This window comes from Saccharopolyspora erythraea, assembly GCF_018141105.1.
In the GTDB taxonomy this organism is placed as follows: domain Bacteria; phylum Actinomycetota; class Actinomycetes; order Mycobacteriales; family Pseudonocardiaceae; genus Saccharopolyspora_D; species Saccharopolyspora_D erythraea_A.
The window spans coordinates 692603-719550 of the sequence record NZ_CP054839.1; the positions used below are offsets into that span (position 1 = coordinate 692603).

At 72.5% G+C, this 26948-nt stretch carries 28 protein-coding genes; 17 read left to right on the forward strand and 11 right to left on the reverse strand.

The genetic code is table 11. The features are described from left to right. The first annotated feature begins 258 nt into the window (after nt 1-258). The 5 genes from HUO13_RS03280 to HUO13_RS03300 are packed head-to-tail and all read left to right on the forward strand — an operon-like array spanning nt 259 to nt 3812. Complete coding sequence (locus HUO13_RS03280) at nt 259-906, forward strand: DUF998 domain-containing protein (protein WP_211900021.1); 648 nt, start codon at nt 259-261, stop codon at nt 904-906. Nucleotides 907-925: 19 nt separating this feature from the next. Beyond that, on the forward strand, nt 926-1285 hold the full coding sequence (locus tag HUO13_RS03285; protein WP_211900022.1) for a BlaI/MecI/CopY family transcriptional regulator: 360 nt from the start codon (nt 926-928) through the stop codon (nt 1283-1285). Beyond that, entirely contained in the window at nt 1282-2223 is a 942-nt protein-coding gene (locus tag HUO13_RS03290; RefSeq protein ID WP_211900023.1) for a M56 family metallopeptidase, read from the forward strand. Before HUO13_RS03285 ends, HUO13_RS03290 begins: the two co-directional genes overlap by 4 nt. A 42-nt stretch (nt 2224-2265) precedes the next feature. Beyond that, nucleotides 2266-2967, forward strand: a complete 702-nt coding sequence (locus HUO13_RS03295; RefSeq protein WP_211900024.1) for a DsbA family protein — start codon at nt 2266-2268, stop codon at nt 2965-2967. Next, entirely contained in the window at nt 2964-3812 is an 849-nt protein-coding gene (locus HUO13_RS03300; RefSeq protein ID WP_211900025.1) for a cytochrome c biogenesis CcdA family protein, read from the forward strand. The genes HUO13_RS03295 and HUO13_RS03300 overlap by 4 nt, the downstream gene beginning before the upstream one ends. Nucleotides 3813-3950: 138 nt before the next feature. Here the strand turns inward: HUO13_RS03300 and HUO13_RS03305 are convergent, their stop codons facing one another. Further along, nucleotides 3951-4580: a superoxide dismutase gene (locus HUO13_RS03305; RefSeq protein WP_211900026.1), complete on the reverse strand. Its 630-nt coding sequence runs from the start codon at nt 4578-4580 to the stop codon at nt 3951-3953. A 399-nt stretch (nt 4581-4979) separates the two neighbouring features. On the opposite strand from HUO13_RS03305, the gene HUO13_RS03310 reads away from it, so the two are divergent. From HUO13_RS03310 to HUO13_RS03320, 3 genes are read left to right on the forward strand one after another with little or no spacing between them, the layout of a single operon-like run. Next, nucleotides 4980-5924 (forward strand): ABC transporter substrate-binding protein, encoded by a 945-nt coding sequence (locus tag HUO13_RS03310; RefSeq protein WP_211900027.1) that lies wholly within the window; start codon nt 4980-4982, stop codon nt 5922-5924. Further along, nucleotides 5921-6934 (forward strand): FecCD family ABC transporter permease, encoded by a 1014-nt coding sequence (locus HUO13_RS03315; RefSeq protein WP_211900028.1) that lies wholly within the window; start codon nt 5921-5923, stop codon nt 6932-6934. Before HUO13_RS03310 ends, HUO13_RS03315 begins: the two co-directional genes overlap by 4 nt. After that, on the forward strand, nt 6931-7719 hold the full coding sequence (locus HUO13_RS03320) for an ABC transporter ATP-binding protein (protein ID WP_211900029.1): 789 nt from the start codon (nt 6931-6933) through the stop codon (nt 7717-7719). Before HUO13_RS03315 ends, HUO13_RS03320 begins: the two co-directional genes overlap by 4 nt. Before the next feature lie 135 nt (nt 7720-7854). Here the strand turns inward: HUO13_RS03320 and HUO13_RS03325 are convergent, their stop codons facing one another. The 3 genes from HUO13_RS03325 to HUO13_RS03335 form a co-directional block, all read right to left on the reverse strand. After that, nucleotides 7855-9357, reverse strand: a complete 1503-nt coding sequence (locus HUO13_RS03325) for a glutamate-cysteine ligase family protein (RefSeq protein WP_211900030.1) — start codon at nt 9355-9357, stop codon at nt 7855-7857. 156 nt (nt 9358-9513) lie between these two features. Next, the gene (locus HUO13_RS03330) at nt 9514-10449 is read right to left on the reverse strand and encodes an aldo/keto reductase (protein ID WP_211900031.1); all 936 of its coding nucleotides are present in this window, start codon (nt 10447-10449) and stop codon (nt 9514-9516) included. A 64-nt stretch (nt 10450-10513) separates the two neighbouring features. Continuing rightward, the gene (locus HUO13_RS03335) at nt 10514-11806 is read right to left on the reverse strand and encodes a multidrug effflux MFS transporter (protein WP_211900032.1); all 1293 of its coding nucleotides are present in this window, start codon (nt 11804-11806) and stop codon (nt 10514-10516) included. A gap of 143 nt (nt 11807-11949) precedes the next feature. Between HUO13_RS03335 and HUO13_RS03340 the strand changes: the two genes are divergently transcribed. Then, entirely contained in the window at nt 11950-12762 is an 813-nt protein-coding gene (locus tag HUO13_RS03340; protein ID WP_432757821.1) for a TrmH family RNA methyltransferase, read from the forward strand. 4 nt (nt 12763-12766) lie between these two features. After that, the gene (locus HUO13_RS03345) at nt 12767-13441 is read left to right on the forward strand and encodes a DUF2537 domain-containing protein (protein WP_211900034.1); all 675 of its coding nucleotides are present in this window, start codon (nt 12767-12769) and stop codon (nt 13439-13441) included. Nucleotides 13442-13582: 141 nt separating this feature from the next. Here HUO13_RS03345 and HUO13_RS03350 read toward each other — a convergent pair whose 3' ends face one another. After that, nucleotides 13583-14797, reverse strand: coding sequence for a cytochrome P450 (locus HUO13_RS03350; RefSeq protein WP_211900035.1), 1215 nt, complete (start codon nt 14795-14797; stop codon nt 13583-13585). Nucleotides 14798-14922: 125 nt separating this feature from the next. On the opposite strand from HUO13_RS03350, the gene HUO13_RS03355 reads away from it, so the two are divergent. Further along, a complete protein-coding gene (locus HUO13_RS03355) occupies nt 14923-15576 on the forward strand; it encodes a TetR/AcrR family transcriptional regulator (RefSeq protein ID WP_249124419.1) in 654 nt (217 codons plus the stop codon). A gap of 321 nt (nt 15577-15897) precedes the next feature. Here the strand turns inward: HUO13_RS03355 and sepH are convergent, their stop codons facing one another. The 4 genes from sepH to HUO13_RS03375 all read right to left on the reverse strand — a co-directional run bounded on the left by sepH (nt 15898) and on the right by HUO13_RS03375 (nt 20366). Continuing rightward, the gene (gene sepH, locus HUO13_RS03360) at nt 15898-16851 is read right to left on the reverse strand and encodes a septation protein SepH (protein ID WP_211900036.1); all 954 of its coding nucleotides are present in this window, start codon (nt 16849-16851) and stop codon (nt 15898-15900) included. A 279-nt stretch (nt 16852-17130) separates the two neighbouring features. Further along, the gene (gene serC / locus HUO13_RS03365) at nt 17131-18276 is read right to left on the reverse strand and encodes a phosphoserine transaminase (RefSeq protein WP_211900037.1); all 1146 of its coding nucleotides are present in this window, start codon (nt 18274-18276) and stop codon (nt 17131-17133) included. Between the two features lie 174 nt (nt 18277-18450). Further along, nucleotides 18451-19068 (reverse strand): hypothetical protein, encoded by a 618-nt coding sequence (locus tag HUO13_RS03370; RefSeq protein ID WP_249124420.1) that lies wholly within the window; start codon nt 19066-19068, stop codon nt 18451-18453. A gap of 167 nt (nt 19069-19235) precedes the next feature. Continuing rightward, on the reverse strand, nt 19236-20366 hold the full coding sequence (locus tag HUO13_RS03375; protein WP_211900039.1) for a citrate synthase 2: 1131 nt from the start codon (nt 20364-20366) through the stop codon (nt 19236-19238). A 297-nt stretch (nt 20367-20663) separates the two neighbouring features. Here HUO13_RS03375 and HUO13_RS03380 point away from each other — a divergent pair, with 297 nt between their 5' ends. The 6 genes from HUO13_RS03380 to HUO13_RS03405 are packed head-to-tail and all read left to right on the forward strand — an operon-like array spanning nt 20664 to nt 25312. Continuing rightward, a complete protein-coding gene (locus tag HUO13_RS03380) occupies nt 20664-20966 on the forward strand; it encodes an urease subunit gamma (RefSeq protein WP_211900040.1) in 303 nt (100 codons plus the stop codon). 45 nt (nt 20967-21011) lie between these two features. Continuing rightward, nucleotides 21012-21380 (forward strand): urease subunit beta, encoded by a 369-nt coding sequence (locus HUO13_RS03385; RefSeq protein WP_211900041.1) that lies wholly within the window; start codon nt 21012-21014, stop codon nt 21378-21380. Then, on the forward strand, nt 21377-23104 hold the full coding sequence (locus tag HUO13_RS03390) for an urease subunit alpha (protein ID WP_211900042.1): 1728 nt from the start codon (nt 21377-21379) through the stop codon (nt 23102-23104). The genes HUO13_RS03385 and HUO13_RS03390 overlap by 4 nt, the downstream gene beginning before the upstream one ends. Then, complete coding sequence (locus HUO13_RS03395) at nt 23104-23805, forward strand: urease accessory protein UreF (protein WP_211900043.1); 702 nt, start codon at nt 23104-23106, stop codon at nt 23803-23805. The genes HUO13_RS03390 and HUO13_RS03395 overlap by 1 nt, the downstream gene beginning before the upstream one ends. After that, nucleotides 23795-24541: an urease accessory protein UreG gene (gene ureG / locus HUO13_RS03400; protein WP_211900044.1), complete on the forward strand. Its 747-nt coding sequence runs from the start codon at nt 23795-23797 to the stop codon at nt 24539-24541. Before HUO13_RS03395 ends, ureG begins: the two co-directional genes overlap by 11 nt. A gap of 3 nt (nt 24542-24544) precedes the next feature. Further along, nucleotides 24545-25312, forward strand: a complete 768-nt coding sequence (locus HUO13_RS03405; RefSeq protein WP_211900045.1) for an urease accessory protein UreD — start codon at nt 24545-24547, stop codon at nt 25310-25312. Between the two features lie 41 nt (nt 25313-25353). Here the strand turns inward: HUO13_RS03405 and HUO13_RS03410 are convergent, their stop codons facing one another. Together HUO13_RS03410 and HUO13_RS03415 are read right to left on the reverse strand one after the other, a co-directional pair. Continuing rightward, complete coding sequence (locus HUO13_RS03410) at nt 25354-25992, reverse strand: TIGR03086 family metal-binding protein (protein WP_249124421.1); 639 nt, start codon at nt 25990-25992, stop codon at nt 25354-25356. Nucleotides 25993-26052: 60 nt separating this feature from the next. Then, the gene (locus HUO13_RS03415; protein ID WP_249124422.1) at nt 26053-26694 is read right to left on the reverse strand and encodes a TMEM175 family protein; all 642 of its coding nucleotides are present in this window, start codon (nt 26692-26694) and stop codon (nt 26053-26055) included. Between the last annotated feature and the right edge of the window lie 254 nt (nt 26695-26948).

Sequence of the window (26948 nt, forward strand, 5' to 3'; positions counted from 1 at the left end):
ATCGAAGGGTTGCCCGTGCTGGCAGGTTAGGCTAACCTAATACCCGTCCGCTTCGTGGTGGGAGCGGCAGTCAGTTCGGGAACAGATCGGGCCCCGGCTTCTCCGGAAGCCGGGGCCCGTTCGCGTGGGCACCGCGTTGAGATACGGCGTCCCCGCGGATCCGACGCCGGGCGGCGGGCACCTCAACCACCCCGCAGCGTGGACCAGGTGCAGGCGAAGCGGCCATCGGGTCCCGATCGCCGAAGTAGGGTGCGGCGCATGGGAAACGCCTCGCGCGCGCCGCGCGCGTACTTCGCGTGCGGGTTGGCCGGCGCCGTGCTGTTCGTCGTCGTGTTCCTCGTCGCCGGTGCGCTGCGGCCCGGCTACAGCGCGCTGCGCCACCCGGTGAGTTCGCTCGCGCTCGGGGAGTCCGGCTGGGTGCAGAGCACCAGCTTCGTGGTCACCGGCGTGCTGATGTTCGCGTTCGCGGTCGGGGTGCGGCGCACCGCAGGCGGCCTCTGGCTGTCGCGGCTGCTCGGCGTCTACGCGATCGGCCTGATCGGAGCGGGGTTCTTCCGGACCGACCCGATCAGCGGATACCCGGCAGGCACCCCGATGCTGGGGCAGAGCACGCTCACCGGCTCGCTGCACGACACCTTCTCCGCGCTCGTCTTCGCCGCGCTGCCGCTGGCGTGCGGGGTCCTCGCCCACCGCTGCTTCAAGTCCGGCCGCACCGGCTGGGCCTGGTACTCGGCCGCGACCGCGGTGGTTTTCCTGGCCGGGTTCGTACTCGCCGGCGTGGGCTTCGCCCAGAACGCCGCGCTGATGCCGTTCGCCGGGCTGCTGCAACGGCTCACGATCGTCGTGGGCTGGGCGTGGGTTGCCGCACTCGCGGCGCATCTGCTGCGCCGCAGCGCGCCTGCATAGACTCGGCGCGGGAGGTGCCATGCTCGGTCTGGGTGAGCTGGAGCTGAAGGTGATGGACGTCCTGTGGTCGTCCGGTGAGCCGATGCGGGTCCGCGACGTGCTCGATCGTCTCGCCGGCGAACGCAGGCTCGCCTACACCACCGTGATGACCGTGCTCGACCACCTGCACGGCAAGGGCTGGGTGCACCGGACCATGACCGGCCGCGCCTACAGCTACCGCCCGGCCCGCACCCGCGAGGAGGCGGGCGCGAACCTGCTGCGCGAGGTGCTCGACTCCTCCGGTGACGCCGAGTCGGTGCTGCTGCACTTCGCGCGTTCGGTGTCCGACCGCGAGTCCGAGGTGCTGCGCCGCGCTCTGGACAGGGGGCGCGAGTCGTGACACTGGCCATCGGGCTGCTCGCGGGCGCGGTGTTCATCGCCCTGTCCGGACCGCTCTACCTGCGCGCCGTGGTGAGCCCGCGGGTGCGACCTGGCGTCGCGCTGACGGTCTGGGTGGCCTCCGCGGCGGTCGTCGTCGCCGGAGCGGTGGCCGGTGCGGTCCTGCTGGTGCTGCCGCACCGCGGCGCGGCCGACCACCTGATCGGCATGGCCTGGAGCTGCGCCAACGCCGTCCACGCCGGTGGGGAACCGGTGTGGGAGCACGTCCTGCGCCTGGGCGCGGCGCTGCCGGTGTTCGCGGCGGCGGTCCGGACGCTGTTCGTCGCGTACCGCCTGACCAGGCGTGAAGCCGGAAGGCGTCGGCGCCACCTCCGGTTGCTGCGGGTCCTGTCGACCACCGAACCGGATTCGGCCGTGATGTGGCTGGAGCAGGCGGCCCCGGTCGCCTACAGCCTCGGCGGCCGGCGCGGCGCGATCGTGGCGACCACCGGCGTCTCCCGGCTCGGCGCCGCCGAGCGCGACGCGATCCTCGCGCACGAGCGCGCGCACCTGTCCGGCAACCACCACCGCCTCGTGCTGATGGCCGACGTCCTCGCGCGGGCGTTGCCGTTCGTCCCGCTGTTCCGGGCCGCGCCGCCGGTGGTGCGGGTGCTGGTGGAGCTCGCCGCCGATGCCGCCGCCGCGACGCGCTGCGGGCCGGGTCCGGTGCGGGCCGCCCTGCGCGCCGTGAGCGGGACGGGGGTGCCCGCCGGTTCGCTGGCGATGTCGCGGGAGGCGGTGGAGCTGCGGCTGCGCTGGCTGGGCGCCGAGCGTGGTTCCCTGCGCGGGCGCACCGGCTACCTCGCGGCGGTGTTCGCCGCGGCCGCACCCGCGATGGCCGCGGTCGGCGTCGTCGCCGGTCTGGTGCTGCTCTACTGCCTGTCCGACGGCCGGCTCTGAGCATCTACTATCCTCCGTAGTAGTTGACGAACGGAGGCTCTGGTGGGCAAGGCGAAGGTCCGTCGGCTCAACGTGCTGGCGGGTGTGCTGGCCGTGGCGGTGGTGTTCCTGGTCGGCTACGTGCTCGCGACGCAGAACCGCGGCGAGACGCCGCCTGCGCCTGCTGCACCTGCGCCGCCGACGCGGCAGAACCCGCTGGAGTCGCTTGCCCGGCGCGACCCCGGCGACCCGCTGGCCAAGGGACGTCCGGACGCACCGGTGGTGCTGGTCAACTACACCGACTTCCGGTGCCCGTTCTGCGCCAAGTTCGGCCGCGACATCGAACCGGAGCTCCAGCGCCGCTACGTCGACACCGGCGTCCTGCGCATCGAGTGGCGCGACTTCCCGATCTTCGGCGAGGAGTCGCTGTCGGCGTCCCAGGCCGGGCGCGCGGCGGCCCGGCAGGGCAGGTTCTGGGAGTTCCACGACACCGTCTTCGCCCAGGCGCCGCCCACCGGCCACCCGCCGATGCCGCGGGAGCGGCTGGTGGAACTGGCCCGCCAGGCCGGCGTGCCCGACATCCAGCGGTTCGAGGCCGACATGGGCGACCCCGGGGTCTACGCGGGCGTCCAGGCCGACGCCATGGAGGGGGCGCAGCTCGGGGTGTCCAGCACGCCCACCTTCGTGATCAACGGGCAGCCGGTGTTCGGCGCCCAGCCGCTGGAGGTGTTCACCGAGGTCATCGAGCAGGCGCGGGCGCGATGACCGAGATCGGCATCCTCGGCGCGTTCCTCGGCGGTCTGCTGTCGCTGCTCAGCCCGTGCTCGGCGCTGCTGCTGCCCTCGTTCTTCGCCTACGCTTTCAACGGCATCGGCAGGCTGGTCGCCCGCACGTCGGTCTTCTACGCCGGTCTTTGCGTGACGCTGGTGCCGCTGGGCGCGGCGGCAGGACTCTTCGGCGCGCTGCTGACGTCCTACCGCGACACCGTCACGCTGGCCGGCGGTCTGGTCCTCATAGGACTCGGACTGCTCCAGATCTCGGGACGGGGCTTCGGAATCAGCGCGGCGCAACAGCTCACCGGCCGGATCAGGGTTTCGTCGAACCTGTCGGTCTTCGCGCTCGGCGCCGTCTACGGCCTGGCGGGATTCTGCGCCGGGCCACTGCTGGGCAGCGTGCTCACGGTGTCGGCGACCGGTGGCGACCCGCTCTACGGTGCCGTGCTTCTCGCGGTTTTCGCGCTGGGCATGGCTTTTCCGCTGTTCGTGCTCGCCGTGCTGTGGGACCGCTTCGACATCCGCAACCGGAAGTGGCTGCGCGGGCGGGAGGTCGGCGTCGGCCGCTTCCGGGTGCACACCGCGAACCTGGTTTCCGGCTTGGTCTTCGTCGCCGTCGGCGTGCTGTTCGTGGTGACCGACGGGACCGCCAACCTCGGTGGCCTGGCCGATGTGGACGGTCAGTTCGCGGTGCAGGTGTGGCTGCGCCGTGCCATCGCCGGGGTCACCGACGCCCAGGTCCTGCTCGTGCTGGCGGTCGTCGCGCTCGCGGCCGTCCTCTGGCGCATCCGGCACGTCAAGCGCAAGGCCGGCCGGGAGTCCGCTGACCGCGAATAGCCCCTGAACAGCACTTCGGGGCCCTCCGGCGGGAAGTGGAGGGCCCCGAAGGCTTCGGCAGCTCAGCTTGTCGGAGCATTCACCGCCGAGTCTTGCCCGCGCGTCCTCCAGTCGTCGGCGCGAGGACGCGGGGCGGTCTCACGCGGCGGGCAGGCGGAGTCCGTTGTAGCCGGCGCGGGCGTCCTGGAACCGCTTGGCGACCTCGTCCCAGTTGACCACGTTCCACAGCTGCTTGACGTAGTCGGCCTTCACGTTGCGGTACTGCAGGTAGTAGGCGTGCTCCCAGATGTCGAACACCAGCAGCGGCGTGGTGGCGATCGACAGGTTGGAGTGGTGGTCGCGCAGCTGCTGGGTGATCAGCCGCTGACCGACCGGGTCCCAGGCCAGCACGCCCCAGCCGTTGCCCTGGATCGTGGTCGACACCGCCTCCATCTGGGCGCGGAACTTGTCGAACGACCCGAAGTCCTGGTCGATGGCCGCCGCCAGCTCCCCGGTGGGCTTGTCCCCGCCGTTGGGGCTGAGGATCTTCCACCACACCAGGTGCAGCGAGTGGCCCGCCAGGTTGAACGCCAGCGTGGTCTCCAGCCCGACGATCGAGCCGAAGTCGCCCTTGTCCCGGGCCTCGGCGATCTTGTCGATCGTGTCGTTGGCGCCCTTGACGTAGGTCGCGTGGTGCTTGCTGTGGTGCAGCTCGTTGATCTCCCCCGAGATCGCGGGCTCCAGCGCCGCGTAGTCGTAATCCAACTCGGGCAGCACGTACTGAGCCATTGAGCGTTCTCCCTACTGCGTCTGTGGCTAAGGGCAGTCTCTAGCAATTGCAAGATACTGGCAACACTTCCGTGTTCGCAGTTCGGGGAGGTGTTGATCTCAGTGGATGGACGGTCCTCGCCCGATGGCCTGCGATGACGCGCGGTAGTGGCGATCCTGGCTCAGTTGACCGCTTCGGGCGGTTCGGGCAACATCCACCACGACACCGCGTGAGCGGGGGAAGTCCGGTCGAAGTCCGGCGCTGACCCGCAACGGTAGGCCGCGCGACGCGCGCGGCGAGCCCGATCACCCGCTCGCGGCGGATGCTCCGACGACCGCCGAGGTCCGCGGTGGGGGCTCAGGACGTCGCCGGAGCGCGGGTCCGGGGCGTGCCGCGGGCCCTGACCCCCGGAAGGCCCGATGCGACGCCTGCTCGTGGTGCTGGCCACCACCTTCCTGCTGGCCGGTTGCGGTACCGCGGCCTCGAACGGGCCCGCCCGGGAGGGGATGCGCGTCGAGAACTGCGGGCGGACTCAGGTCATCGCCGAGCCGCCGCGGCGCGTGGTCAGCCTGAACCAGCACGCGACCGAGATCCTGCTGGCGCTCGGCCTCGGCGACCGCCTCGTCGGCGCCGCCTACCCGGACGACCGCACACCTCCGGCGTCGGTGGCCGCCGACTACGCGCGTGTGCCGTTGCTGGCCGAGGAGTACCCGTCGGCCGAGCGCATCCTCGAAGCCGAGCCCGACCTAGTGGTCGGCGGGTACAGCAGCGCCTTCGACGAGGGCGAAGGTCGCGGCCGGGAGGCGCTGGAGAGCAAGGGCATCGCGACGCTGCTGCTCTCGGAGTCGTGCGCCACCGGGCCGACCGGAATGCCCGCGCTGCTGGCCGACATCGACATGTTCGGCCGCGTGCTGGGCCTGCGGGAGCGGGCGTCGGCGCTGGCCGCCGACATCGAGGGCCGCGTCCGCGCGGTCGAGCGGCGGCTGGCGGGCGTGCCGCCGGTGGACGTCTTCGTCTACGACTCCGGTGAGCAGGCGGCCTTCACCCTCGGCGGCCACGGCGTCGGCAACGACGCCCTCACCCGGGCCGGGGCCCGCAACGTCTTCGCCGACGTCCCGGAGGGCTTCGCCGACGTGAGCTGGGAGCAGGTCGCCGCCCGCGCCCCGCGGGCGATCGTGCTGGTGGACTACCTGGCCAAGCCGGTCCACGACAAGCGCGCCTACCTCGAAGCCCACCCGCTGGCTTCGGGCACCCCGGCGGTGCGGGCCGGGCGCTACAGCACGGTCCCGCTGGTCGAGCTGACCGAGGGCATCCGGTTCCCGGACGCCGTCGAGCGGCTGGCGCGGGACCTGCACGGCGCATGAAGGTCGCGGCCGTCCAAGTCGTCCTGCTCGTAGCGCTCGTCCTGGCGGGGCTGGTCGCGGTGTCGCTGGGCTCGGTGCACCTGCCGCCCGGCCAGGTCTGGCGGATCCTCGCCGCCCCGCTGCTGCCGGTGGAGCAGGACTGGACGCCGGTGCGGGCCTCGATCGTGTGGGACTCGCGGTTGCCCCGGGTGGCCACCGCGGTCGTCGTCGGCGCCGCGCTCGCGCTGGCGGGCGGGATCGCCCAGATCGTCACCTCGAACCCGATGGCCGACCCCTACCTGCTCGGCGTCTCGCAGGGTGCGGGGCTGGCCGTCTCGCTGGTGACCGTGCTCGGCTTCGGCGCGGGGGTGGTCGGCATGGCGACGCTGCCGGTCGCGGCGTTCGCCGGCGGGCTGCTCGCGCTGCTGTTCGTGCTGGCCGTGGCGGGAAGGTCGGGGTCGGTGACCACGCTCGTGCTCGGCGGGCTGGCCGTCGGGGAGGTCGCCTACGCGCTGACGTCGCTGGTGCTGCACGCCTTCGCCACCGGCGACCAGGCCAAGCAGGTGCTGTTCTGGATCACCGGCGGGCTCGGCGGGGCGCGCTGGGAGCTGCTGCCGGTGCCCGCGGCGGTGCTGGGCGCCGGGATCGTCGCCGCGGTCGCGGCCGGCCGGTGGATGAACCTGCTGCACGCCGGGGACGACGCGGCCGCGGCGATGGGCCTGCACGCGCGCCGCTTCCGGCTGCTGTCGCTGGTCGCGGTGTCGCTGCTGGCGGGCACCGCGGTGGCGGTCGCGGGCGGGATCGTGTTCGTCGGCCTGCTGGTGCCGCACGCCGCCGCGTTCCTGGTGGGCGCGGAGGCGCGGCGGATGCTGTCGGTCTCGGCGGTGCTCGGCGCACTGTTCCTGGTGCTGGCCGACCTGGCCGCGCGGCTGGTGGTCGCGCCATCGGAGCTGCCCGTCGGGGTGCTCACCGCGATCGTCGGCGGACCGCTGTTCCTGGTGATGTTGCGGCGGCGGAGGCGGACGGCGTGATCGGTGCGCGTGGTGTCCGCGTGGTCCTGGACGGCACGGCCGTGCTGTCCGATGTGGACGTGTCGGTGCGGGAGGGCGAGGTGTTCGGCCTCGTCGGCCCGAACGGCAGCGGCAAGACGACCTTCCTGCGCACGCTCTACCGCGCGGTCCGCCCGGAGGCCGGGGCGGTGGAGGTGGCCGGGCTGCCGGTCGCGGCCACCGGGCGCAGGCGGCTGGCGCGGACGCTGGCGGCGACCACGCAGGAGGCCGAGCACCGGGCGGCGCTGACCGTCGGCGAGGTCGTGGCGCAGGGCCGTGTGCCGCATCTGGGGCTGCTGGAGCCGATGCGGGCCGAGGACCGGCGCATCGTCGGGGAGGCGCTGGCCGCGACGGCGCTGGCCGGCGCCGCCGACCGCGACGTGCGCACCCTCTCCGGCGGCGAGCGGCAGCGGGTCGCGATCGCCCGCGCGCTGGCGCAGCGGCCGCGCGTGCTCGTGCTCGACGAGCCGACAAACCACCTCGACCTGCGGCACCAGTTCGGCGTGCTCGACCTGCTCGCCGGGCTGGCATCGGACGGGCTGGCGGTGTTGCTGACGCTGCACGACCTGCGGCAGGCGGTCGAGTACTGCCACCGCGTCGCCGTGCTCGACGAGGGCCGCGTCGTGGCCACCGGAGCACCAGCCGAAGTGCTCACCGCGGACCTGCTCGCCGGCGTCTTCGGCGTGCGGGGCCGTGCGCACGTGGTCGAGGGCCGTCCGGTGCTGGAGATCTACGGCGCGGTCGCGACCGGACCGACCGCGCCATAGTCGTCACCCGCATTGGAGGCGGTCTTCGGACTCACCCTGCGTGGCGGTGCCGGTGCCGGTGGCGGGAGTGGGCCAAGCGGCTGCGCCGTTTCAAAGACCCAAGACAGGTTCTCGGGCAGCGCAGTAGCGTTCTCGTCACCGCGGCGGGACGGGCCAGGAGTGGACCGGGTCGCCGTTCTCGGCCAGTTCGATGTAGCGGCGCAGCATCGCCGCCAGCGCCTCCTGCCGGTCCATGCCGCGCCGCTCCAACGCCACCACGGTGTCCCGCTGCCAGGCGGCACCGGTCTGCCGCTTCAGGCAGCGCTGCTCGATGATCCCGAGGTAGCGCTCCCGTGCGGCGTCGGAGACACCGCACGCGCGCAGCCCGTCGTGGGCCATCGGCAGCAGCCTGCGCAGCACCAGCTCGTCCGGAGCCACCCAGCCCGCGCCGGGCCAGTACAGGTGCGCGTCGGGGCCGTTGCGGGCGCCGGCGAAGAAGTTCTCCTCCGCCGCCTCGAACGACATCCTCGTCCACAAAGGACGATCTTGTTCAGTGAGCGCGCGCTGCGCTCCGTAGAAGAACGCCGCGTTGGCCAGCACGTCGGCCACCGTCGGCCCCGACGGCAGCACCCGGTTCTCCACCCGCAGGTGCGGCACCCCGTCGACGAGGTCGTAGACCGGGCGGTTCCACCGCCAGATCGTGCCGTTGTGCAGCCGCAGCTCGGCCAGCACCGGCGCCCGCCCCGCGTCCAGGGCCGCGACCGGATCCTCGTCCTCCGGTTCCGGCAGCAGTGCGGGGAAGTAGCGCACGTTCTCCTCGAACAGGTCGAAGATCGAGGTGATCCAGCGCTCCCCGAACCACACCCTCGGCCGCACGCCCTGGTTCTTCAGCTCCTGCGAGCGGGTGTCGGTGGCCTGCTGGAACAGCGGTATCCGCGTCTCGTGCCACAGCGCCTTGCCGAGCAGGAACGGCGAGTTCGAGCCGATCGCGAGCTGGATTCCCGCCAGGCACTGGGCGGCGTTCCAGTGCGCGGCGAAGTCCTCGGGCGCGACCTGGAGGTGCAGCTGCACCGAGGTGGAGGCCGACTCCGGCTGGATGGAGTCGGCGTAGGAGCGCAGCTTGTCGCTGCTGCCGTCGGGGAGCGGCACGCCCTCCATGTCCAGCAGCGTCTCCTCGCCCCGCGCGCTGAAGATCTGCTCGTTGAGCAGCTGGTAGCGCGGCAGCTTGGTCAGCCAGTGCGGCTCGACGTGCGCCCTGCGCACGGTGGGCAGCGTCCCGATCATCACCAGCTTGGCGCCCGCGTCGTGCGCCTTGCCGTCGGCGCGCGCCAGCGCCGTGCGCAGCTCCTCCTCCAGGCGCAGCGCGCCGTCGCCCGCCAGCACCCGGGGCTCCACGTTGAACTCGACGTTGTTCTGCCCGAGCTCGGTGGTGAACGCCGGATCGCTGATCTTCTCCAACACGATGGTGTTGGACATCGACGGCTCCATGTGCTCGTCGACGAGGTGCAGCTCCATCTCCAGCCCCATCTGCTGGTGCGGGAAGGAGAAGTTGCCCTCGGCGAGCATCCGGGCGAGCGCGTCGAGCCCCCGTTGCATCTTTTCCCGATAGCGTTGCCGATCCACCGGCCTGAACACCCGGTTGTCCACGTGCCTTCCCATGCCGTCTCCCCGCTCGGTCGGCCAAGCACGTCAGCGCCGTGTGCGCGCACGCCAGCGCTCCATCAATGGGAGACCCACCGTGACACATCGATACCCACTGGTACAGCGGCCAAAACGGTGGACGACACCCTCACCCGGGCGGGGTGCGGCAGGGGGTCAGGCGGACGCCTCGTCGAGCCGCTGCACCTCGGCGTCGGTGAGCGCGCTCTCGGCTGCCGGGAGCAGGGCCGAGAGCTGTTCGGTGTTGCGGGCACTGGCGATCGGTGCAGTCACGTTCCGCTTTCCGAGCAGCCACGCCAACGCGACCGAGGCAACCGGGATGTCACGCAGAGTCGCGATTTCGTCCAGTGCGGCGAGCACCTTCACCCCTCGCTCGTCGAGGTAGGCGCGAGCGCGGTCGGCGCGGGGGCTCTCGGAGCTGGCGTCCCCCGGACGGTACTTGCCGGTGAGGAAGCCCTTGGCGAGCGCGAAGTACGGCAGGACCGCCAGGTTCTCACGCTCGGCCAGCCCGGCCAGCTCGCCCTCGAACTCCGCGCGCTCGACGAGGTTGTAGTGCGGCTGCAGCGCCGTGAAACACGCGAATCCTTCACGCCTGGACACCTCGAGCGCCTCGGCGAGGCGCGGCGCGGTGTAGTTCGACGCGGCGATGTGGCGGACCTTGCCCGCGCGCACCAGCTCGTCGAAGGCTGCCAGCGTCTCCTCCAGCGGCGTCCGCTCGTCGTCGCGGTGCGCGTAGTAGAGGTCGATGTGGTCGGTGCCCAGCCTGCGCAGCGAATCCTCCGCCGCCGCGCGGATGTTCTCGGCCCCCAGGCCCGGCCGCCGGCCCCACGCCCCGACCTTCGTGGCGATCACGATCCGGTCGCGGTTGCCGCGGGCGCGCAGCCATTCGCCCAGCACCGCCTCGGACTCGCCGCCCGCGTTGCCCTCGGCGAAGGCGGAGTAGACGTCGGCGGTGTCGACGAAGTTGCCCCCCGCCGCCGCGTAGGCGTCGAGGACGTCGAAGGACTGGTCGCGGTCGGCGGTCCAGCCGAACACGTTGCCGCCGAGGCAGATGGGGAAGACGTCGAGGTCGCTGTCGCCGAGTCGGGCCATGGTGAAAGAAACTTCCTCTCCGCGTGGCAGGGGCTGGGGCCCGCGGGCCCCAGCCCGGGGCTTGTCAGCGTTCGGTGGCCGAGACCTCGACCCGCGCCGAGCCGCTGGTCCGCGTGGCCACGATCCGCTGGGCCGGCCCGCCGCGGCGCCCCAGCGTGAGGAACACCACCGCCGACGCGAGGACCACACCGAACATCACCGACACCATCGGCAACGCCGATCCCACGCCGCCCATTCCCACCAGTGGAGCCGCCAGCGCGCCCACGACGAACTGGCTGACGCCCAGCAGCGCCGAGGCGCTGCCGGAGACCTCGCGGTGCTCGGCCAGCGCCAGCGTCGTGGTGTTGGGCATCACGAAGCCCAGTGAGGCGATCATCACGAACAGCGCGCCCAGCAGCACCGGCAGCGGCAGGCCGAGCAGCGCCGCGGTCACCAGCACGGCACCGGCCACCGAGGCCGTGAGCAGCGCGGTGGTCAGCAGCTGCGCCTCGGTGGCCACCCGGCCGACGAGCCTGGCGTTGACCTGGCCCGCGGCCACCAGTCCGATCGCGTTCGCGCCGAAGACGATCGCGTAGGTCTGCGGCGACATGCCGTAGACGTTCTGCATCACGAACGACGAACCGGAGACGTAGGCGAACATCGCGGCCATCGCCAGTCCCGCCGCGAGAGCGCAGCCCAGGAACGACGGCTTGGCCAGCAGCATGCCGAAGGTCCGGAACGTCGGGCCGATCCGCGCCGGCTGGCGCCACTGCTTCGGCTTGGTCTCGGGCAGCGCGAACGCCGCGACGGCCATCAGCACCACGCCGAAGGCGGTCAGCACGACGAAGACCCCGCGCCAGGTGGTGTGGGCGAGCACCTGCCCGCCGATCACCGGCGCCAGGATCGGCGCCAGGCCGACCACGAGCATCAGCGAGGAGAAGAACCTCGCCGCCTCGGCGCCCGAGTACAGGTCGCGCACCGACGCGCGGGCGATCACCATGCCCGCCGCCGCGCCGAACCCCTGCAGCGCGCGCAGCAGCGCCAGGGTGTGCACCGACTCGGTCAGTGCACAGAGGACGGTCGCGGCGATGTAGACGGCCAGGCCGGCCAGCAGTGGCTTGCGCCTGCCGACGGCGTCGCTGATCGGCCCGGCGAAGAGCTGGCCGAAGGCCAGGCCGAGCAGAACGGCGGTGAGCGTGAGCTGCGCCTGCGCCTCGGTGGCGCCCAGCTCGCGGGTGAGGTCGGGCAGGGCGGGCAGGTACATGTCGATCGACAGCGGCCCGAACGCCGTCAACCCGCCCAGGATCAGGGCAAAACGGGCTTTTCTGGATGAGCTGGAGTTCTCGGCCTCGACTGCTTCCTCCTCGGCCCGGGGCATGGGTGCTCCTCGCTCCCTCGAAATCGTTGCTTTCGGCAAGCAACAACGCCGAGATCGCCCGAGTTATGCCGCCGAAGCCCGAATTGATCCCTGTGAGCTGGATCATCATCGGCCCCGGACAGCGGATTCCGGGCAATGCGAAAATGCGGTACGTGGCGCAGATCGTCGAGGTGACCGATGTCGAGGACCCCAGGGTCGACGACTTCCGCGACCTGTCGACCGCGGACCGGCGTCCGGACCGCCCCGGCGGCCGCGGCCTGGTGATCGCGGAGGGCGTGGTCGTCGTCGAGCGGCTGGTCGCCTCGCCGTACCCGGTGCGGGCGCTGCTCGGCGTCCGGCGCCGCATCGAGGCCCTCGCCGACCTGCTGGCGCCGCTGGACGTGCCCGCCTACGTCGCCGAGGCCGACGTGATGGCCTCCGTCGTCGGCTTCCACCTGAACCGGGGCGTGCTGGCGGTCGCCGACCGCGCACCCGAGGTGACGACCGAGCACCTGGTCGCGAGCTCCCGCAGGCTCGCGGTGCTCGAAGGCGTCGGCGACCACGAGAACCTCGGCGCGCTGTTCCGCAACGCCGCGGCGCTCGGCGTCGACGGCGTGCTGCTCGGCGAAGGCTGCTCCGACCCGCTGTACCGGCGCAGCGTCCGGGTCTCGATGGGGCACGTGCTGCGGGTGCCTTTCGCCCGGCTGAAGTCCTGGCCCGACGACCTGGACCTGTTGCGCGACGGCGGTTTCCGGGTGGCGGCGCTGACGCCGCGCCCGGACGCGGTGTCGCTGCGCGAGGCGGCGCTGGACAGCGGACCGGTAGCGGTCGTGCTGGGTTCGGAAGGGCCGGGCCTGACCGAGCAGGCCATCGCCGCGGCCGACGTCGCGGTCCGCATCCCGATGGCGGGCGGGGTCGACTCGCTGAACGTGGCCACCGCGGGCGCGATCGCCTTCCACGCGATGAGCGGGATCTGAGCCGATGAAGTCGACGACGTGGGAACTGCGCGCCCGCTCCGGACGGGCGGTGCTGGTCAACGGCGCCGAGCGCGAGGTCGACCCGGCGCGCCTGCCGCTGCCGGAGGGGCTGGTCGACGCCCTGCACGAGTGGGCGCACGTGGTGGACGCCATAAGCGAGGCGCCGGCCGGTGAGCAGGCGGACGAGCCCGGTGCGGTGTCCGGCGAGGTGGCCACCCAGGTCTCCCGGCGCGGACGTCAGCTCGCCCTGCGGCTGGCGGTGGAGACCGGCGGCGAGATCGGCTACGCCGACCCGGTGACCGGCGAGGTCGACCGCGTCGGTCGCAGGCGCACCTCCCGGCAGGCGGGAGGCGGCTACGCCGGCCGGTACGCCAGGGGAGCGCACAACGGCCCGGTGCCGCCGACGCCGTGGGCCACCGGGCTCACCATCACCGCGATCATCGCGGCGATCGTGGTGGTCACGTTGGTAGTGGTGACCCAGGGCCTCGCCGAGGTCAGCCCCGCGCTCGCGATCGGCGTCAACGTCGTCGTGGCGGCGGGCTTCGCGCCGTCGATCTGGCTCGGCAGGCGCATCCCGGTGTGGCGGTGGGTCGCCTTCGGGACCGCGGCGGGCGTCGCGCTGGCCTGGATCGCACTGCTGCTGAGTGCCCTCGGACCGAGCACCCCCGGCGTGCATTAGGAGCTTCGGACGGGGTTTGCGTGGCGGCGCGGGTGGCGGAACCTCAGAAGCCTTTGCTGCCGATCGCCGACGTTGTGATATTCGCCCAGCGGGCCGGCGAGGACGCGGTCGTGGCCGTCCTCGCCAGCCGTGTACTGGTGCTCACCAGGTGACGGGCAGGCTCCGGACGCCGCCGGTGATGTGGTCGGTGCGCACGTCGAGATCGTCGAGCCCGACGGTCAGCCGCAGGCCGGGCAGGCGGCGGGCGAGGGTGGCGAAGACGATCCGCAGCTCGATGCGGGCGAGGCTGGCGCCGATGCAGAAGTGCCTGCCGTGCCCGAAGCCGAGGTGGGTGCGCTCCTCGCGGTCGGGGTTGAAGGTCTCCGCGTCGGCGTAGGTGGAGGGGTCGCGGTTGGCGGCGTTGATCGAGAGGATGACGGCGTCGCCGCGCTGGATGGTGACCCCGGCGATGTCGACGTCGGTGTGGGCGTAGCGCAGCAGTCCCAGGTCGCCAGGGGCGCCCAGGCGCATGATCTCCTCGACGGTGGCGTCGACCCGGCCGTCCGGGTCGGCGACCAGTGCGGCCCACTGCTCGGGCCGGGTGAGCAGGAACAGCGTGCCCAGCCCGATGCGGTTGACGGTGGTCTCGTGCCCGGCGAACAGCAGCCCGACGGCGAGGCGGACCATCTCGGCGTAGTCGAACTCCTCGTCGGCGTCCTGGGCCCGGACTAGGTCGGAGATGACGTCTTCCCCCGGCTCGGCGCGTTTGGCTTCGGCGAGCCCGGCCATGTAGCGGCTGAACTCCGCGCGCGCCCGGTGGGCGTCGCCGTCGGCGGAGTAGCTGGCCATCCGGTCCGACAGTGACCGGAAGTGCTCGCGGTCGCTCTCCGGCACCCCCAGCAGCCGGCAGATGACCGTGACCGGCAACGGGAAGGCCAGCCCGGCGTGCAGGTCGACGACGCCGTCGGCCGACGCCTCGTGCTCGGCGGCCAGGTCGTCGAGGTAGCCGTCGACGAGGGTCTGCACGTGGTCGGAGAGCGCCCGCATCCGCTTGGCCGAGAACGCCGGGGTCAGCAGCCGCCGCATCCGGGTGTGGTCGGCCTCTTCGGTCTCGTAGTTCCCGGACGGGCCGTCCTGCACCGCGGCGGTCGAGATCCGCGCGGCGCGCTCGGGTTCGGGATGGGAGCGGCCGAACCTGGAGTCGGCGAGCAGCTCCCGCACCTCGTCGTAGCGGGTCGCCAGCCAGGCCGGGTCGCCCGCGGGAGTGGTCACGGCGGTGATCGGGGCCTCGCGGCGCAACACCTCGTACAGCGGCGCGAGATCGAGCAGGTTCGGCCTGGTGAACGGCAACTGGTGGTGTTCGGGAGCGACGGTCATGGCTCTCCTCCCTGGTGTCTGGAGCCGCTGCCGACCGTACTCTTTTCTGGCAGTCAGTGCCAATAAAATGTGCGCTGGTATAGGGTGTGTCCGGTTCGCGAAGCACGACTCGAGCGGAGGTGGCCGTGGCGCACGAGCAGGACGGCGGCAGCCGCCGCGGACGACCGCCGGTGAGCGACCAGGCGCGCAGGCAGCAGCGGCTCGACATCTCCCGCCAGGCCGTGCGGCTGTTCGGGGAGCAGGGCGTGGCAGCGACCTCCGGCCAGCAGATCGCCCGCGCCGCCGGGGTCTCCGAGCGGACGCTGTGGCGGCTGTTCCGGGCCAAGGAGAGCTGCGTGGAACCGCTGCTGACCAAGGCCGTCGAGGGCCTCCAGGCCATCCTGCGGAGCTGGCCGCCGGAGGTCGACCTGGCCGAGCACCTTCGCGGTGAGTACACGTTCATGCCGGAGTCGTCCCGCGCGGACACGGACGCGGTGCTTGCCGTGATCCGCATGACCCGGGACGAACCCGCTCTGCGCGCGGCCTGGCTCGTGCTCCAGGAGCGCGCCGAACCCACCTTCGCCGAGGTGCTGAGCCTGCACACGGGACTTCCCGCCGACGCCCCCGAGATCCGCGTCCGCGCCGCGACCCTGAACGCGGCGCTGCGCGTGACGGCCGACGACTTCGCCTGGGCCACCGCCGAAGGCGTCAGCGCGGAGGCCGTCGACCGCCACCGCAAGCGCATGGCCGAGGCGCTGCGCACGACCGCCTCGTCGGCGGTGCACCTGGCGGAGCTGTAAGCGGCTGTCTTCGGACTCACCTTGCTTTGCGGTTCCGGTGGCGGAACCTCAGGCGCCCTCCGGGATCTTTTTCTGACGTATCGCCCATACGCGGCGAAAAAGCTGTCCTCGCCAGAGGACGCCTGAGAACCCCGCGGCGGTGCCGGTTGCGGGGGTGGGCCAAGCGGCTCGCCGCTTCAAAGATCCAAGAAAGGCTGTGAGGGCATCGCGCGCCGAAGCCACGCCCAGCACGGTGTCGTGCGACACCCGAATCGCGCCGGAAAACCGGAGGGCCGGTGATCCGCGGATCACCGGCCCTCCGGTTCAGCTGTGCCTGGCCGCTCAGCGGTGCGAACGGACTCCCAGCAGGACGTCCTCCCACGACGGGACGATCGGGTGGTTCTTGCGGCCGCGCCGCTGCGGCTCCGCCTTGCGCTGCCCGTCCTCGTCCTCCGCGGTCGCCGCCTCCGCCGGGGCTGCGCCCGGCTCGGCGTCGTCGGCCGGAGCCTCCGGCTCCTCTTCGGGCTCCGCGGCCGGCGCCTCCGGCGCCTTCGCCGCGGGCGCGCCGCCGTCGAGGTCGAGCGGCGGCACCGAAGCGGAAGGCTCCGCGCGTTGCGGGGGCACGGGCTCGGCGCGTTCGGCGCCGGACTGCTGGTCGAGCTCCAGGGCCTCCCTGGCCAGCTCGGTCACCGGCCGGACGGTGCGCAGCGGGCGGTTCGGCGACGGGTCGAGCAGATCCGCCGCGTGGTCGTCGAGCGCGGCGACCGTGCCGCCGTGCGCCCCGGGGTGGAAGACCCAGTGCGCGGCGTTCTCGGAACGACCTGCGTTCCACTGGAGCTCGACGACCCACTTGCCGTCCTCGCCGCGCCAGGCGTCCCAGGAGGTCTCGTTGTAGTCGTGGCCGCGCATGCCGAAGGTGTGCGCGACGACCTCACCGAGCGTCTGCACGTCCGGCCCGTCCTCGCGGACCGGGTGAGCGCGCTGGGCCATCTCGGCGACCTGGGCGCGTTCGAGCAACACCGGATAGGCGTAGCGCTCGACGCGCTGCTCGGGGATGCCCGCGGCCTCGGCGACCTGCTCGACGGACGCGCCGCCGCGGATCCGCGCCTGGATCTCGCGCGGCCGCATCTGCGCCTCCATCTCGATCTGCGCCTGGCCAAGCCTGGTCAGATCCCCGCGGGCCGCCGCGCGCAGGCGTTCGTCGGCGGGCACGGTAAAGCGGTCCCCGTTCTCGGGGTCCTCGCAGATGACGGTCTCACCGTCCTCGTCCAGCCCGACCACCCGCAGCGCTCGCATAACGCCAGCCTCCCGCCGACTACATGTCACCAAGCTGTGACAGTAACCCGGCGCGCCCCCTTGACGCAGGAGGCACGCCGGGTTCGTCGTCTCGATGACCACCCTCTCAGCATCCGATCTTGCCCGATCGGTGGTCACCATGCGAACAGGTAGAACCACTTATCTTCACTCGGTGATCACCCTTAGTGGCCGGATGCCGCACATCGAGTGAAGATCAGTTGTGCGAGTCAGCGAACCGCGGTCCGGACCCGCTCGGGCCGGCGATGCCGCCGGACCGGCTCAGTGCAGCTGGGAAACCACCCAGTCGATGGACTTGCACAGCGCCGAGACGTCGTCCGGGTCGATCGCCGGGAACATGCCGATGCGCAGCTGGTTGCGGCCCAGCTTGCGGTAGGGCTCGGTGTCGACGACGCCGTTGGCGCGCAGCGCCTTGGCCACCGCCGCGGCGTCGACCGAGTCGGCGAAGTCGACCGTGCCGACGACCTGCGAGCGCTTGGCCGGGTCGGTGACGAACGGCGTCGCGTAGTCCGAGGCCTCGGCCCACTGGTAGAGCCGCTGCGAGGACTCGCGGGTGCGCGAGACGCACCAGTCCAGCCCGCCCTGGCCGTTCATCCACTCGATCTGGTCGGCCAGCATGAACAGCGTCGCGACCGCCGGGGTGTTGTAGGTCTGGTCCTTGCGCGAGTTGTCCAGCGCGGTCGGCAGCGACAGGAATTCCGGCACCCAGCGGTCGGTGGAGCCGATCTCGCCGATCCGCTCGATCGCGGCCGGGCTCATCGCGGCCAGCCACAGCCCGCCGTCGGCGGCGAAGCACTTCTGCGGGGCGAAGTAGTAGACGTCGACGTCGCGGGCGTCGAAGGCCAGCCCGCCCGCGCCGGAGGTGGCGTCCACGGCGATCAGCGCGTTCTCCGAGCCCTCGGGCCGGGACGGCGCGAGCATCACGCCGGTGGAGGTCTCGTTGTGGGCCCAGCCGATCAGGTCGACGCTCGGGTCCGACACCGGGTCCGGCGCGTCACCGGGCTCTGCGGAGACGACCACCGGGTCGGCCAGGAACGGGGCGCCCTTGGTGGCCTTGGCGAACTTCGAGGAGAACTCGCCGTAGGTCAGGTGCAGTGCGCGCTCGCGTACCAGGCCGAACGAGGCGGCGTCCCAGAACGCGGTGGTGCCTCCGACGCCGAGGACGACCTCGTAGCCCTCGGGCAGCGAGAACAGCTCCCGCAGGCCCTCCCGGACCCGGCCGACGAGCGACTTCACCGGCTTCTGGCGGTGCGAGGTGCCCATGACCGCGGCACCCTCGTCGGCGAGCCGGGACAGCTGCTCGGGGCGGACCTTGGACGGTCCGCAGCCGAAGCGGCCGTCGGCGGGCTTGAGCTCGCTGGGCAGTTGCAGGGTCGTCGGGTCGGTCTTGGTCTCGGCCTGCGTCATGCCGGCGCCTCCGGGCGTTGTGAGTTTGTCCATTCATGCGTGGCCGGATGACCGGCGCCGTTGCCGGCTCCTCGCGCTTGGCCGCGGCTCGGCGGGTGCTCGGCCGGCACCGCCGCCGCAGTCGCCGCACCGCAACTTACTGCTCTGCCCTCGCTTTGGCCAACGCCGCCCAGCTCATGCGGTGTCCGGGGTGTCCGCGGCGGGTGCACCGGCCTGCCGCCGGACGGCGCGGATGTGCTCGCTCAGCTCGTGTCCGCGGTGCAGGGCCTGGTCGAAGACCTCGTCGAGGGCGTCGGCCGGCTCGCCGAGGCGCTGCCGCAGGGACCGGCGGAAGCGCAGCAGCTCGTAGCCGGGGTCGCCGCCGGCGAAGTCGCGGGGGAAACCGTGGGGCACGAGCCGCTGGAGCCCGACGTTGGCCCAGCGCATCGCCATGCGCGGGCGTCCGTCGTGGGCGTAGGCGCAGGCGGCCGACAGGTAGGTCTCCTCGCGGGTGGAGTGGGAGTGCAGCAGCCCCGCGAAGAGTTCGTCGGCGTGCTCGCGCAGACCGCGCAGCATCAGGTAGGCGGCGTAGGCGGCCTTCGCGTCGAAGAAGCCGGTGCCGTCGTCGGCGTCCACGGCGCCCAGCAGTGCGCGACGGGCGCGCTCGTGGTCGCCCGCCCGTCGCCAGTACGTCGCGGCTTCGACGAGTTCGTCGCTGCGCTGGCCGCCGGACTCGGCGTCGTCCTCCAGCGCTTCGGCGAACGAGATGTCGATCAGCCGCCGCCGGGCATTCGGCAGTGGTGTGACCGCCACCACTCCAGGTTACCGCCGCCGGAGGCGGGCACGCCGCCCTCACACGCACTTCCGGCACCGGCCGCGCGCCGCCTTGAGCACCGGCACGCGCCGGCCTCCGACGGCCGCGCCGCCGCACGTCCTGACGTGCGGCGGCCGTCACGTGCCCGTGGAGACCGGCGGTGCGGTCAGCCCGCGGCGGCGACCAGCGGGTTGATCGAGCCCCAGCCCTCGACGTCCTGGGGCGCGCGGGGAGCCGGGCCGACGTACTGCGCCGACGGGCGGACCAGCCGACCGGTGCGCTTCTGCTCCAGCACGTGCGCGCACCAGCCCGCGGTGCGGGCGCACGTGAACATCGCGGGCATCATCGCGGTCGGCACCTCGGCGAAGTCCAGGACCACCGCGGCCCAGAACTCCACGTTGGTCTCGATCTGCCGGTCCGGACGGCGTTCCCGCAGCACCGACAGCGCCGCCCGCTCCAGCTCCGCGGCCACCTCGAAGCGCGGCGCCGAGAGCTGCTCGCAGGTGGTGCGCAGCACCCGCGCACGCGGGTCCTCCGCCCGGTAGACGCGGTGGCCGAAGCCCATCAGCCGCTCGCCGCGGTCCAGGATGGACTCCACGACCCGGCGGGCGTCACCGGTCCGCTCGGCCTCGGCGATCATCGGCAGCACCCGGGCCGGGGCGCCGCCGTGCAGCGGTCCCGACATCGCGCCGACCGCGCCGGAGAGCGCCGCCGCGACATCGGCCCCGGTGGAGGCGATCACGCGGGCGGTGAACGTCGAGGCGTTCAGCCCGTGCTCGGCGGCCGAGACCCAGTAGGCGTCCAGCGCCCGCACGTGGCGGGGGTCGGGCTCGCCGCGCCAGAGGGTGAGGAACTGCTCGGTCGTGGTCGCCGCCTCCTCGACCCGCTGCTGCGATACCGGCGGGAGGTCGCCGCGCGCCGACTGCGCCACGTAGGAGAGCCCGAGCACCGACGCCTGGGCGAGCTGTTCGCGCGCTTGCTCGTCGGTGATGTCCAGCAGCGGCGCGAAACCCTGCGACGGCGCCAGCATCGCCAGCCCGGCCTGCGCGTCGACCCGCACGTCACCGGTGCGCACCGGGAGCGTGAGGTCGGGGGTGGTCGGCAGGCCGTCGCCGAAGCGGCCGTCCACCAGCAGCGACCAGACGTCCCCGAAGGAGACCGTGCCGACCAGGTCCTCGATGTCCACGCCGCGGTAGCGCAGCGCGCCGCCGTCGCGGTCGGGCTCGGCGATCTCGGTCTGGAAGGCGACCACGCCCTCCAGGCCGGGGCGGAAACCGGACTCGCCTGCGTTGCTCATGATGCCTCGTCTCTCACGCTCGGTGGTGCCGCGCGCGGGCGCGCGCGGTTCGACGTGGCGGGGGTTCGGAACGCGGAAGCGGCCGTGGTTGTCGTGCAACAGTGCACCGCGGGGTGGCGCTCACGCAATCGGATCGAATGCCCTGACCGAACTGATGACAAAGATCACAGCGTGCTCCCCGAATCAACTCCTGCGAGCACAAACGCGTGAAAAAAGGTTGTAAATGAACAATCATGTGGAGGTAAAACGCCAGGTCACGTCGATTTGGCGCTGGTGGCGATGTGCTAAAGAAGCAACATGCACCTTGCTCCCCACGAGCGCGACAAGCTTCTCGTCCACGTCGCGGCCCGGCTCGCCCGCGAGCGGATGGACCGCGGTCTGAGGCTGAACCACCCGGAGGCCGTGGCGCTCATCACCGACCACGTCGTGGAGGGCGCGCGGGACGGGCGCAGCGTCTCCGAGCTGATGAGGTCCGGCCGCGAGGTCCTGACCGCCGAGCAGGTGCTCGACGGGGTGGCCGACATGGTGCACGAGGTCCAGGTCGAGGCGACCTTCCCGGACGGAACCAAGCTCGTCACCGTCCACGACCCGATCAACTGACCGCGCGACCGCGGTTCTGCCGCCCGGCGAGGAGGAGCGTTGCCGATGCGCCCCGGAGAGATCATCACCGGTGACGGGCCGGTCCCGCTGAACCCGGGCCGCCCGCGGGTCCGGATCACCGTGGTCAACCGCGCCGACCGCGCCGTGCAGGTCGGTTCGCACTACCACTTCGCCGCGGTCAACGAGGGCCTGGAGTTCGACCGCGCCGCGGCGTGGGGCCACCGCCTCGACGTCGCCGCGGGCACCGCCGTGCGCTTCGAGCCGGGGGTGGAGCGGGAGGTCTCCCTGGTGCCGGTCGGCGGATCGCGGCGGGTGCCGGGTCTGCGGCCCGAGTACGCGGGCGAGCTCGACGGCCGCGGCCACGAACCCACCGCGCCGAACTACGGGGAGAAAGGCCAGGGGCACTTCGAGTGAGCACACCGTCGATCGACCGGGACCGCTACGCCGAGCTGTTCGGCCCGACCACCGGCGACCGGATCCGCCTCGCCGACACCGACCTGTTCATCGAGGTCACCGAGGACCGCAGCCAGGGCCCGCGCGGCTCCGGCGACGAGGTGGTCTTCGGCGGCGGCAAGGTCGTCCGCGAGTCGATGGGGCAGTCGGCGGCCACCCGCGCCGAGGGCACCCCGGACGTGATCATCACCGGGGCGGTCGTCCTCGACCACTGGGGCGTGGTCAAGGCCGACGTCGGCATCCGGAACGGCCGCATCGCCGGCATCGGCAAGGCGGGCAACCCCGAGGCGGGCGACGACGTCGACGACGCGCTGGTCATCGGCCCGTCCACCGAGGTCATCGCGGGCAACGGCAAGATCCTGACGGCCGGGGGCATCGACTGCCACGTGCACTTCATCTGCCCGCAGGCGGTGGAGGTCGCGATGTCGGCCGGGCTCACCACGCTCATCGGCGGCGGCACCGGACCGGCCGAGGGCAGCAAGGCCACGACCGTCACCCCGGGCGCGTGGAACCTCGGCCGCGTCATGCGCTCGATGGACTTCATGCCGGTGAACGTGCTGCTGCTCGGCAAGGGCAGCACGATGCGCGCCGAGGCGCTGCGCGAGCAGCTGCGCGCGGGCGCGGGCGGCTTCAAGATCCACGAGGACTGGGGCGCGACCCCGGCGGTGATCGACAGCGCGCTGCGGGTCGCCGAGGAGTCCGGCGTCCAGGTCGCGCTGCACGCCGACACGCTCAACGAGGCGGGCTTCTACGAGTCGACGCTGGCGGCGGTCAACGGCCGCTCGATCTCGGTCTTCCACGCCGAGGGCGCCGGTGGCGGGCACGCGCCCGACATCATCCGGATCGCCTCGGAGCCCAACGCGCTGCCGTCCTCGACCAACCCGACCCGCCCGCACACCGTCAACACCATCGACGAGCACCTCGACATGGTGATGGTCTGCCACCACCTCAACCCGTCGGTGCCCGAGGACCTCGCCTTCGCCGAGAGCCGCATCCGGCCGTCGACGATCGCGGCCGAGGACGTGCTGCAGGACATGGGCGCGATCTCGATCATGAGCTCGGACGCGCAGGCCATGGGGCGCATCGGCGAGGTCATCATCCGCACCTGGCAGACCGCGCACGTGATGAAGCGCAAGCGCGGTGCCCTGCCCGGTGACGGGCGGGCCGACAATGCCCGGGCGCAGCGCTACGTCGCCAAGTACACGATCAACCCGGCCATCGCGCACGGCATCAGCGGGCACGTCGGTTCGGTGGAGGCCGGAAAGGTTGCCGACCTGGTGCTGTGGGAGCCGAAGTTCTTCGGCGTGCGCCCCGACGTGGTGCTCAAGGGCGGCTTCCCCGCATGGGCGGCGATGGGTGACGCCAACGCCTCCATCCCGACGCCGCAGCCCTACGTCGGCCGCCCGATGTTCGGTGCACAACCTCGCGCCGCCGCCGCGAGCAGCATGTTCTTCGTCGCACCGGACGCGCTGGAGGCGGGCCTGCCGGACCAGCTCGGTCTGTCGACGGAACTGGTGCCCATCGACAGCACTCGCGGGGTCACCAAGCACGATCTGCCGCACAACTCGGCGACTCCGGACATCGAGGTCGACCCGGACAGCTTCGCGGTGCGCATCGACGGCGACCTGGTCGAGCAGGACCCGGTCTCGGAGCTTCCGATGACCCAGCGCTACTTCCTGTTCTGATGCCCGGCCCGCGCTCCGGCCTCGCGGTGCTCGCGCTGGCCGACTCACGGTTCCCCGGCGGTGGCCACGTGCACTCCGGCGGTGTGGAGGAGGCCGCCGCTCGCGGTCTGGTCACCGGCATCGCCGACCTGCGCGAGTTCCTCTACGGGCGGTTGCACGGGGCGGGTGCGCTGCAGGCCGTGTTCGCCGCTGCCGCCGCGCATGCCGCAGCTCGCGGCGTCCGGCAGGGGCATTGGCTGCGGCTGGACGCCGAGCTGGACGCCCGCACCCCCTCGCCCGCGCAGCGGGAGGCGTCCCGCGCGCAGGGCAGGGGAACGATCCGCGCCGGCCGGGCCGCGTGGCCCTCGCCGGTGCTCTCCGAACTGGTGGCCGCGACCCCGCGGCCACACCACCCGATCGTGCTCGGGGTGCTGGCCGCGACGGCCGGTTCCGGTCCCAGGGAGGCGGCGCTGACCGCGGGCTACCTCGCCGTCAGCGGACCGTCGTCGGCGGGAGTCCGGCTGCTCGGGCTCGACCCCTTCGCGGTCAACGCGGTGGTGGCCGAGCTGGCCCGCGACCTCGACGGCATCGCCGACGCCGCCGCGTCGGCCGCCGGGCTGGACCCGGCGGACCTGCCCGCGCCCGGCGCCCCGGCCCTGGACCTGCTCGCCGAGTCGCACGATCGACATCACCGGGAAGAGGTGCGTCTCTTTGCTTCCTGAACACCACGACCACGGCCACGAGCACGTCGGCAACGGGCACGGCCACGGCCACCGGCACCAGGTCAGCTTCGACCCGACGGCCGCCGAGCCCGACCCCTACGGCGCCGAGCCGCGCGGCGGCCGGGCCTTCCGGCTGGGCATCGGCGGTCCCGTCGGCAGCGGCAAGACCGCGCTGACCGCCGCGCTCTGCCGGGCGCTGGGCTCGGAGACCAATCTCGCGGTGGTGACCAACGACATCTACACCACCGAGGACGCCGACTTCCTGCGCAGGGCGGGTGTGCTCGACACCGACCGCATCGAGGCCGTGCAGACCGGCGCCTGCCCGCACACCGCGATCCGCGACGACATCACCGCCAACCTCGACGCCGTCGAGAAGCTGGAGGAGCGCCACCCCGGGCTGGAGCTGGTCATCGTGGAGAGCGGTGGGGACAACCTCACGGCGGTGTTCAGCCGGGGCCTGGCCGACAGCCAGATCTTCGTCGTCGACGTGGCGGGCGGCGACAAGGTGCCGCGCAAGGGCGGCCCGGGCGTCACCACCGCCGACCTGCTGGTCATCAACAAGGTGGACCTCGCCGAGCAGGTCGGCGCGGACATGGCGGTCATGGTCTCCGACGCGCACCGGATGCGCGGCGATCTGCCGGTGGTCACGCAGTCGCTGACCCGCACGCCCAACGCCCCCGACGTCTCGGCGTGGGTGCGGCAGCAGCTCGCCGCCGGGGTCGTCGTCGGTGCGTGAGTCGTGAGGGCCACCGCGGCGCTGCGCGTCGAGCTGGCCGCCGACGGCCGCAACGTCGTCCGCGAACTGCGGTCTCAGCCGCCGATCACGCTCATCCCGCGCCGTGGCGTCGTGTCGGCCGCGGGAGGTCCCGCCGTGGTGCACCTGGTCGGGTCGGCCACCTCCCCGATGGGCGGTGACCGCGTCGACCTGCGCGTCCACGTCGGTGCCGGGGCCGCGCTGCGGCTGAGCGGCACGGCGGCGACGGTCGCCCTGCCCGGCCAGCGCGCCGGGCACAGCCACGCGACCGTCCGCATCGAGGTCGAGGCGGGCGAGACCGTCGAGTACCTGCCGGAGGCGACGGTGGTCAGCGCCCGCGCCGACCACCGGGCGGACATGCGCGTCGAGCTGGCCGAGCACGCCCGCGCCCGCTGCCGCGAGGTCCTGGTGCTGGGCAGGTACGGGGAGAATCCGGGGGTGCTGACCACCAGCACGCACGTCGTGCGCGCGGGCACGCCGCTGCTCCGGCAGCGGCTGGACATCGGCGAGCACCGGCTGGCGGGCAGCGCTGGCTACCTCGCGGGCGCGCGGGTGCTGGCGACCGAGACGGTGGTGTGGGACCACGACCCGGCGGCCCCGGCCGGGGGCGAGTGGTGGTCGCTGGCACCGTTGGCCCGCGGGGGAGCGCTGGCGACGTCGGTGGCCGCCGACGCGGTCACCGCCCAGCGCGGGCTCGCCGAGGCGCTCGGCCACCACCCGGACGCCGAGGTGCTCACCCGCGAGGTGTGGTGAGTGCCGCCCGCCCGGTATCAGCGGGATTCCGGGCGCGGTGGTCAGGTGTGGTCGGGCACTTGGACTTCATCGACGCGAACGGGACGTCTGCCCATCCGGTGCAGCAACCGGTCCTGCTGCGACGCGCCGGGTTCGGGCGCTCCGCCGGGAGCTGCGAAGAAACGGTGGGTCGTGCTTGCCGAGGTGGGGGTTTCGGCCAGGCCCGCGTAGATCCCGTCCAGGTGGCCGTCGATCCACGCGATCAGGCCGGTGTCGAGCTCTTCGGATGCCCCGATGGCACGTGCGAGGTCCCATGTGTGGACAGCGGTGTCCACCGTCCTCACGGCGAGCGCCTGCCGACCCTGGATCGGTCCCAAGGGGTAGTCGAGGACCTGCCGCAGCGCGCCGGGGCGCGTGAACGCGGCGGTGCACTCCCGCGCGGACCGCGTGTAGGCGCCGACCGGATCCGCGCCCAACGCGTCGGCGTCGCGCATCCGCAGGAAACCCGCCGCGGTGCAGCCGTCCAGCAGCGCCACGTAGTTGAGGTTGCCCCTGGCCACGTGGTTGACGAGTTGGCGCACGTCCCACTCCGCGCAGGGCGTCGGCGAAGTCCACTGGTCCGGCCGCACTTCGCGCAGCATCCGCTCGAACCCTGCGCAGGCCACGGTGAAAAGATCGATCACATCTTCGAGGAAGTCCACAGTAGGCAGTGTGGGCATCGCGAACGGCCGTGTCCGGCGGGAATCGGACGCCGTGCCTGCTCAACCGCCGCTACCCGGTGCGCGGTTGACGCGGGCTTCGACGAATTGGCCCGGTATCAGCAGCAACCAGCTCAGCATCGCCCACCGCGTGCTGACCAGCGCGATCGGCATCGAGAGCAGAAACACCCCGGCGGTGATCGCCGAGGGCACGTACGCACGTGCCCTGGTGACCCCCGGCACGAAGTCGTCCTCGTGCAGTGCCACGGCCACGATCGCCACCTGGACCAGCGCGATCAAACACACGTTCAGCGCGTAGGAGATCACCACGACGGGCTCGTCGTCGTAGTCGTTGACCACCGACGACGGGAACGGCAGCAGCGCGACCAACAGGAGCAGCAGCACGTTCAGGGCGGCGACGCGCGGGCCGATCCGGCGCATCAGCGCGAAGAGCTGGTGGTGTCCCAGCCACAGCACGCCGATCACCAGGAAGGCGATGGCATAGCCCTCCAACGGGGACACCATCCGGTGGAGGGCGGCGTGCAACTCGCCGGACGGCAGCCCCTCGGGCACCCGCAGATCGAGCGCGAGCAACGTCGCGGCGATCGCGAACACGCCGTCGGAGAGCGCCAGGACCCGGCCGCCCGACTCCTCGTCCATCGGCAACCCCCAGATGTCGGACCCGCCGCCCGGAGTGCTCAGCATCCGTCCGGGCGGGGCGCCGCGCAGCGCGTCCGACTCGTCCGTTTCGTCCGCGGCCGAACGGGTGTGGGTCGCCTCACTGCATCGTTTGCGGAATCGATCGTGAACCATCGGCGATTCGGCAACAGTTCCCATCCCGTTTACCGTCGTACCGGTGTCCGGCGCGCCCACCACGCGCGCCCGCCAGTTCAACCCGTACCGTCCGGCGGGCAACCGCCGGTCGCAGTCGAGTCGTGCCGCAGGACATGCCGGACGAG

Coding starts and splice junctions, on each gene's coding strand:
- HUO13_RS03280 (WP_211900021.1), top strand. CDS start 259: ATGGGAAACGCCTCGCGCGCGCCGCGCGCGTACTTCGCGTGCGGGTTG.
- HUO13_RS03285 (WP_211900022.1), top strand. CDS start 926: ATGCTCGGTCTGGGTGAGCTGGAGCTGAAGGTGATGGACGTCCTGTGG.
- HUO13_RS03300 (WP_211900025.1), top strand. CDS start 2,964: ATGACCGAGATCGGCATCCTCGGCGCGTTCCTCGGCGGTCTGCTGTCG.
- HUO13_RS03305 (WP_211900026.1), bottom strand. CDS start 4,580: ATGGCTCAGTACGTGCTGCCCGAGTTGGATTACGACTACGCGGCGCTG.
- HUO13_RS03310 (WP_211900027.1), top strand. CDS start 4,980: ATGCGACGCCTGCTCGTGGTGCTGGCCACCACCTTCCTGCTGGCCGGT.
- HUO13_RS03315 (WP_211900028.1), top strand. CDS start 5,921: ATGAAGGTCGCGGCCGTCCAAGTCGTCCTGCTCGTAGCGCTCGTCCTG.
- HUO13_RS03325 (WP_211900030.1), bottom strand. CDS start 9,357: ATGGGAAGGCACGTGGACAACCGGGTGTTCAGGCCGGTGGATCGGCAA.
- HUO13_RS03330 (WP_211900031.1), bottom strand. CDS start 10,449: ATGGCCCGACTCGGCGACAGCGACCTCGACGTCTTCCCCATCTGCCTC.
- HUO13_RS03335 (WP_211900032.1), bottom strand. CDS start 11,806: ATGCCCCGGGCCGAGGAGGAAGCAGTCGAGGCCGAGAACTCCAGCTCA.
- HUO13_RS03340 (WP_432757821.1), top strand. CDS start 11,950: ATGCGGTACGTGGCGCAGATCGTCGAGGTGACCGATGTCGAGGACCCC.
- HUO13_RS03345 (WP_211900034.1), top strand. CDS start 12,767: ATGAAGTCGACGACGTGGGAACTGCGCGCCCGCTCCGGACGGGCGGTG.
- HUO13_RS03350 (WP_211900035.1), bottom strand. CDS start 14,797: ATGACCGTCGCTCCCGAACACCACCAGTTGCCGTTCACCAGGCCGAAC.
- sepH (WP_211900036.1), bottom strand. CDS start 16,851: ATGCGAGCGCTGCGGGTGGTCGGGCTGGACGAGGACGGTGAGACCGTC.
- serC (WP_211900037.1), bottom strand. CDS start 18,276: ATGACGCAGGCCGAGACCAAGACCGACCCGACGACCCTGCAACTGCCC.
- HUO13_RS03375 (WP_211900039.1), bottom strand. CDS start 20,366: ATGAGCAACGCAGGCGAGTCCGGTTTCCGCCCCGGCCTGGAGGGCGTG.
- HUO13_RS03380 (WP_211900040.1), top strand. CDS start 20,664: ATGCACCTTGCTCCCCACGAGCGCGACAAGCTTCTCGTCCACGTCGCG.
- HUO13_RS03385 (WP_211900041.1), top strand. CDS start 21,012: ATGCGCCCCGGAGAGATCATCACCGGTGACGGGCCGGTCCCGCTGAAC.
- HUO13_RS03395 (WP_211900043.1), top strand. CDS start 23,104: ATGCCCGGCCCGCGCTCCGGCCTCGCGGTGCTCGCGCTGGCCGACTCA.
- HUO13_RS03415 (WP_249124422.1), bottom strand. CDS start 26,694: ATGCTGAGCACTCCGGGCGGCGGGTCCGACATCTGGGGGTTGCCGATG.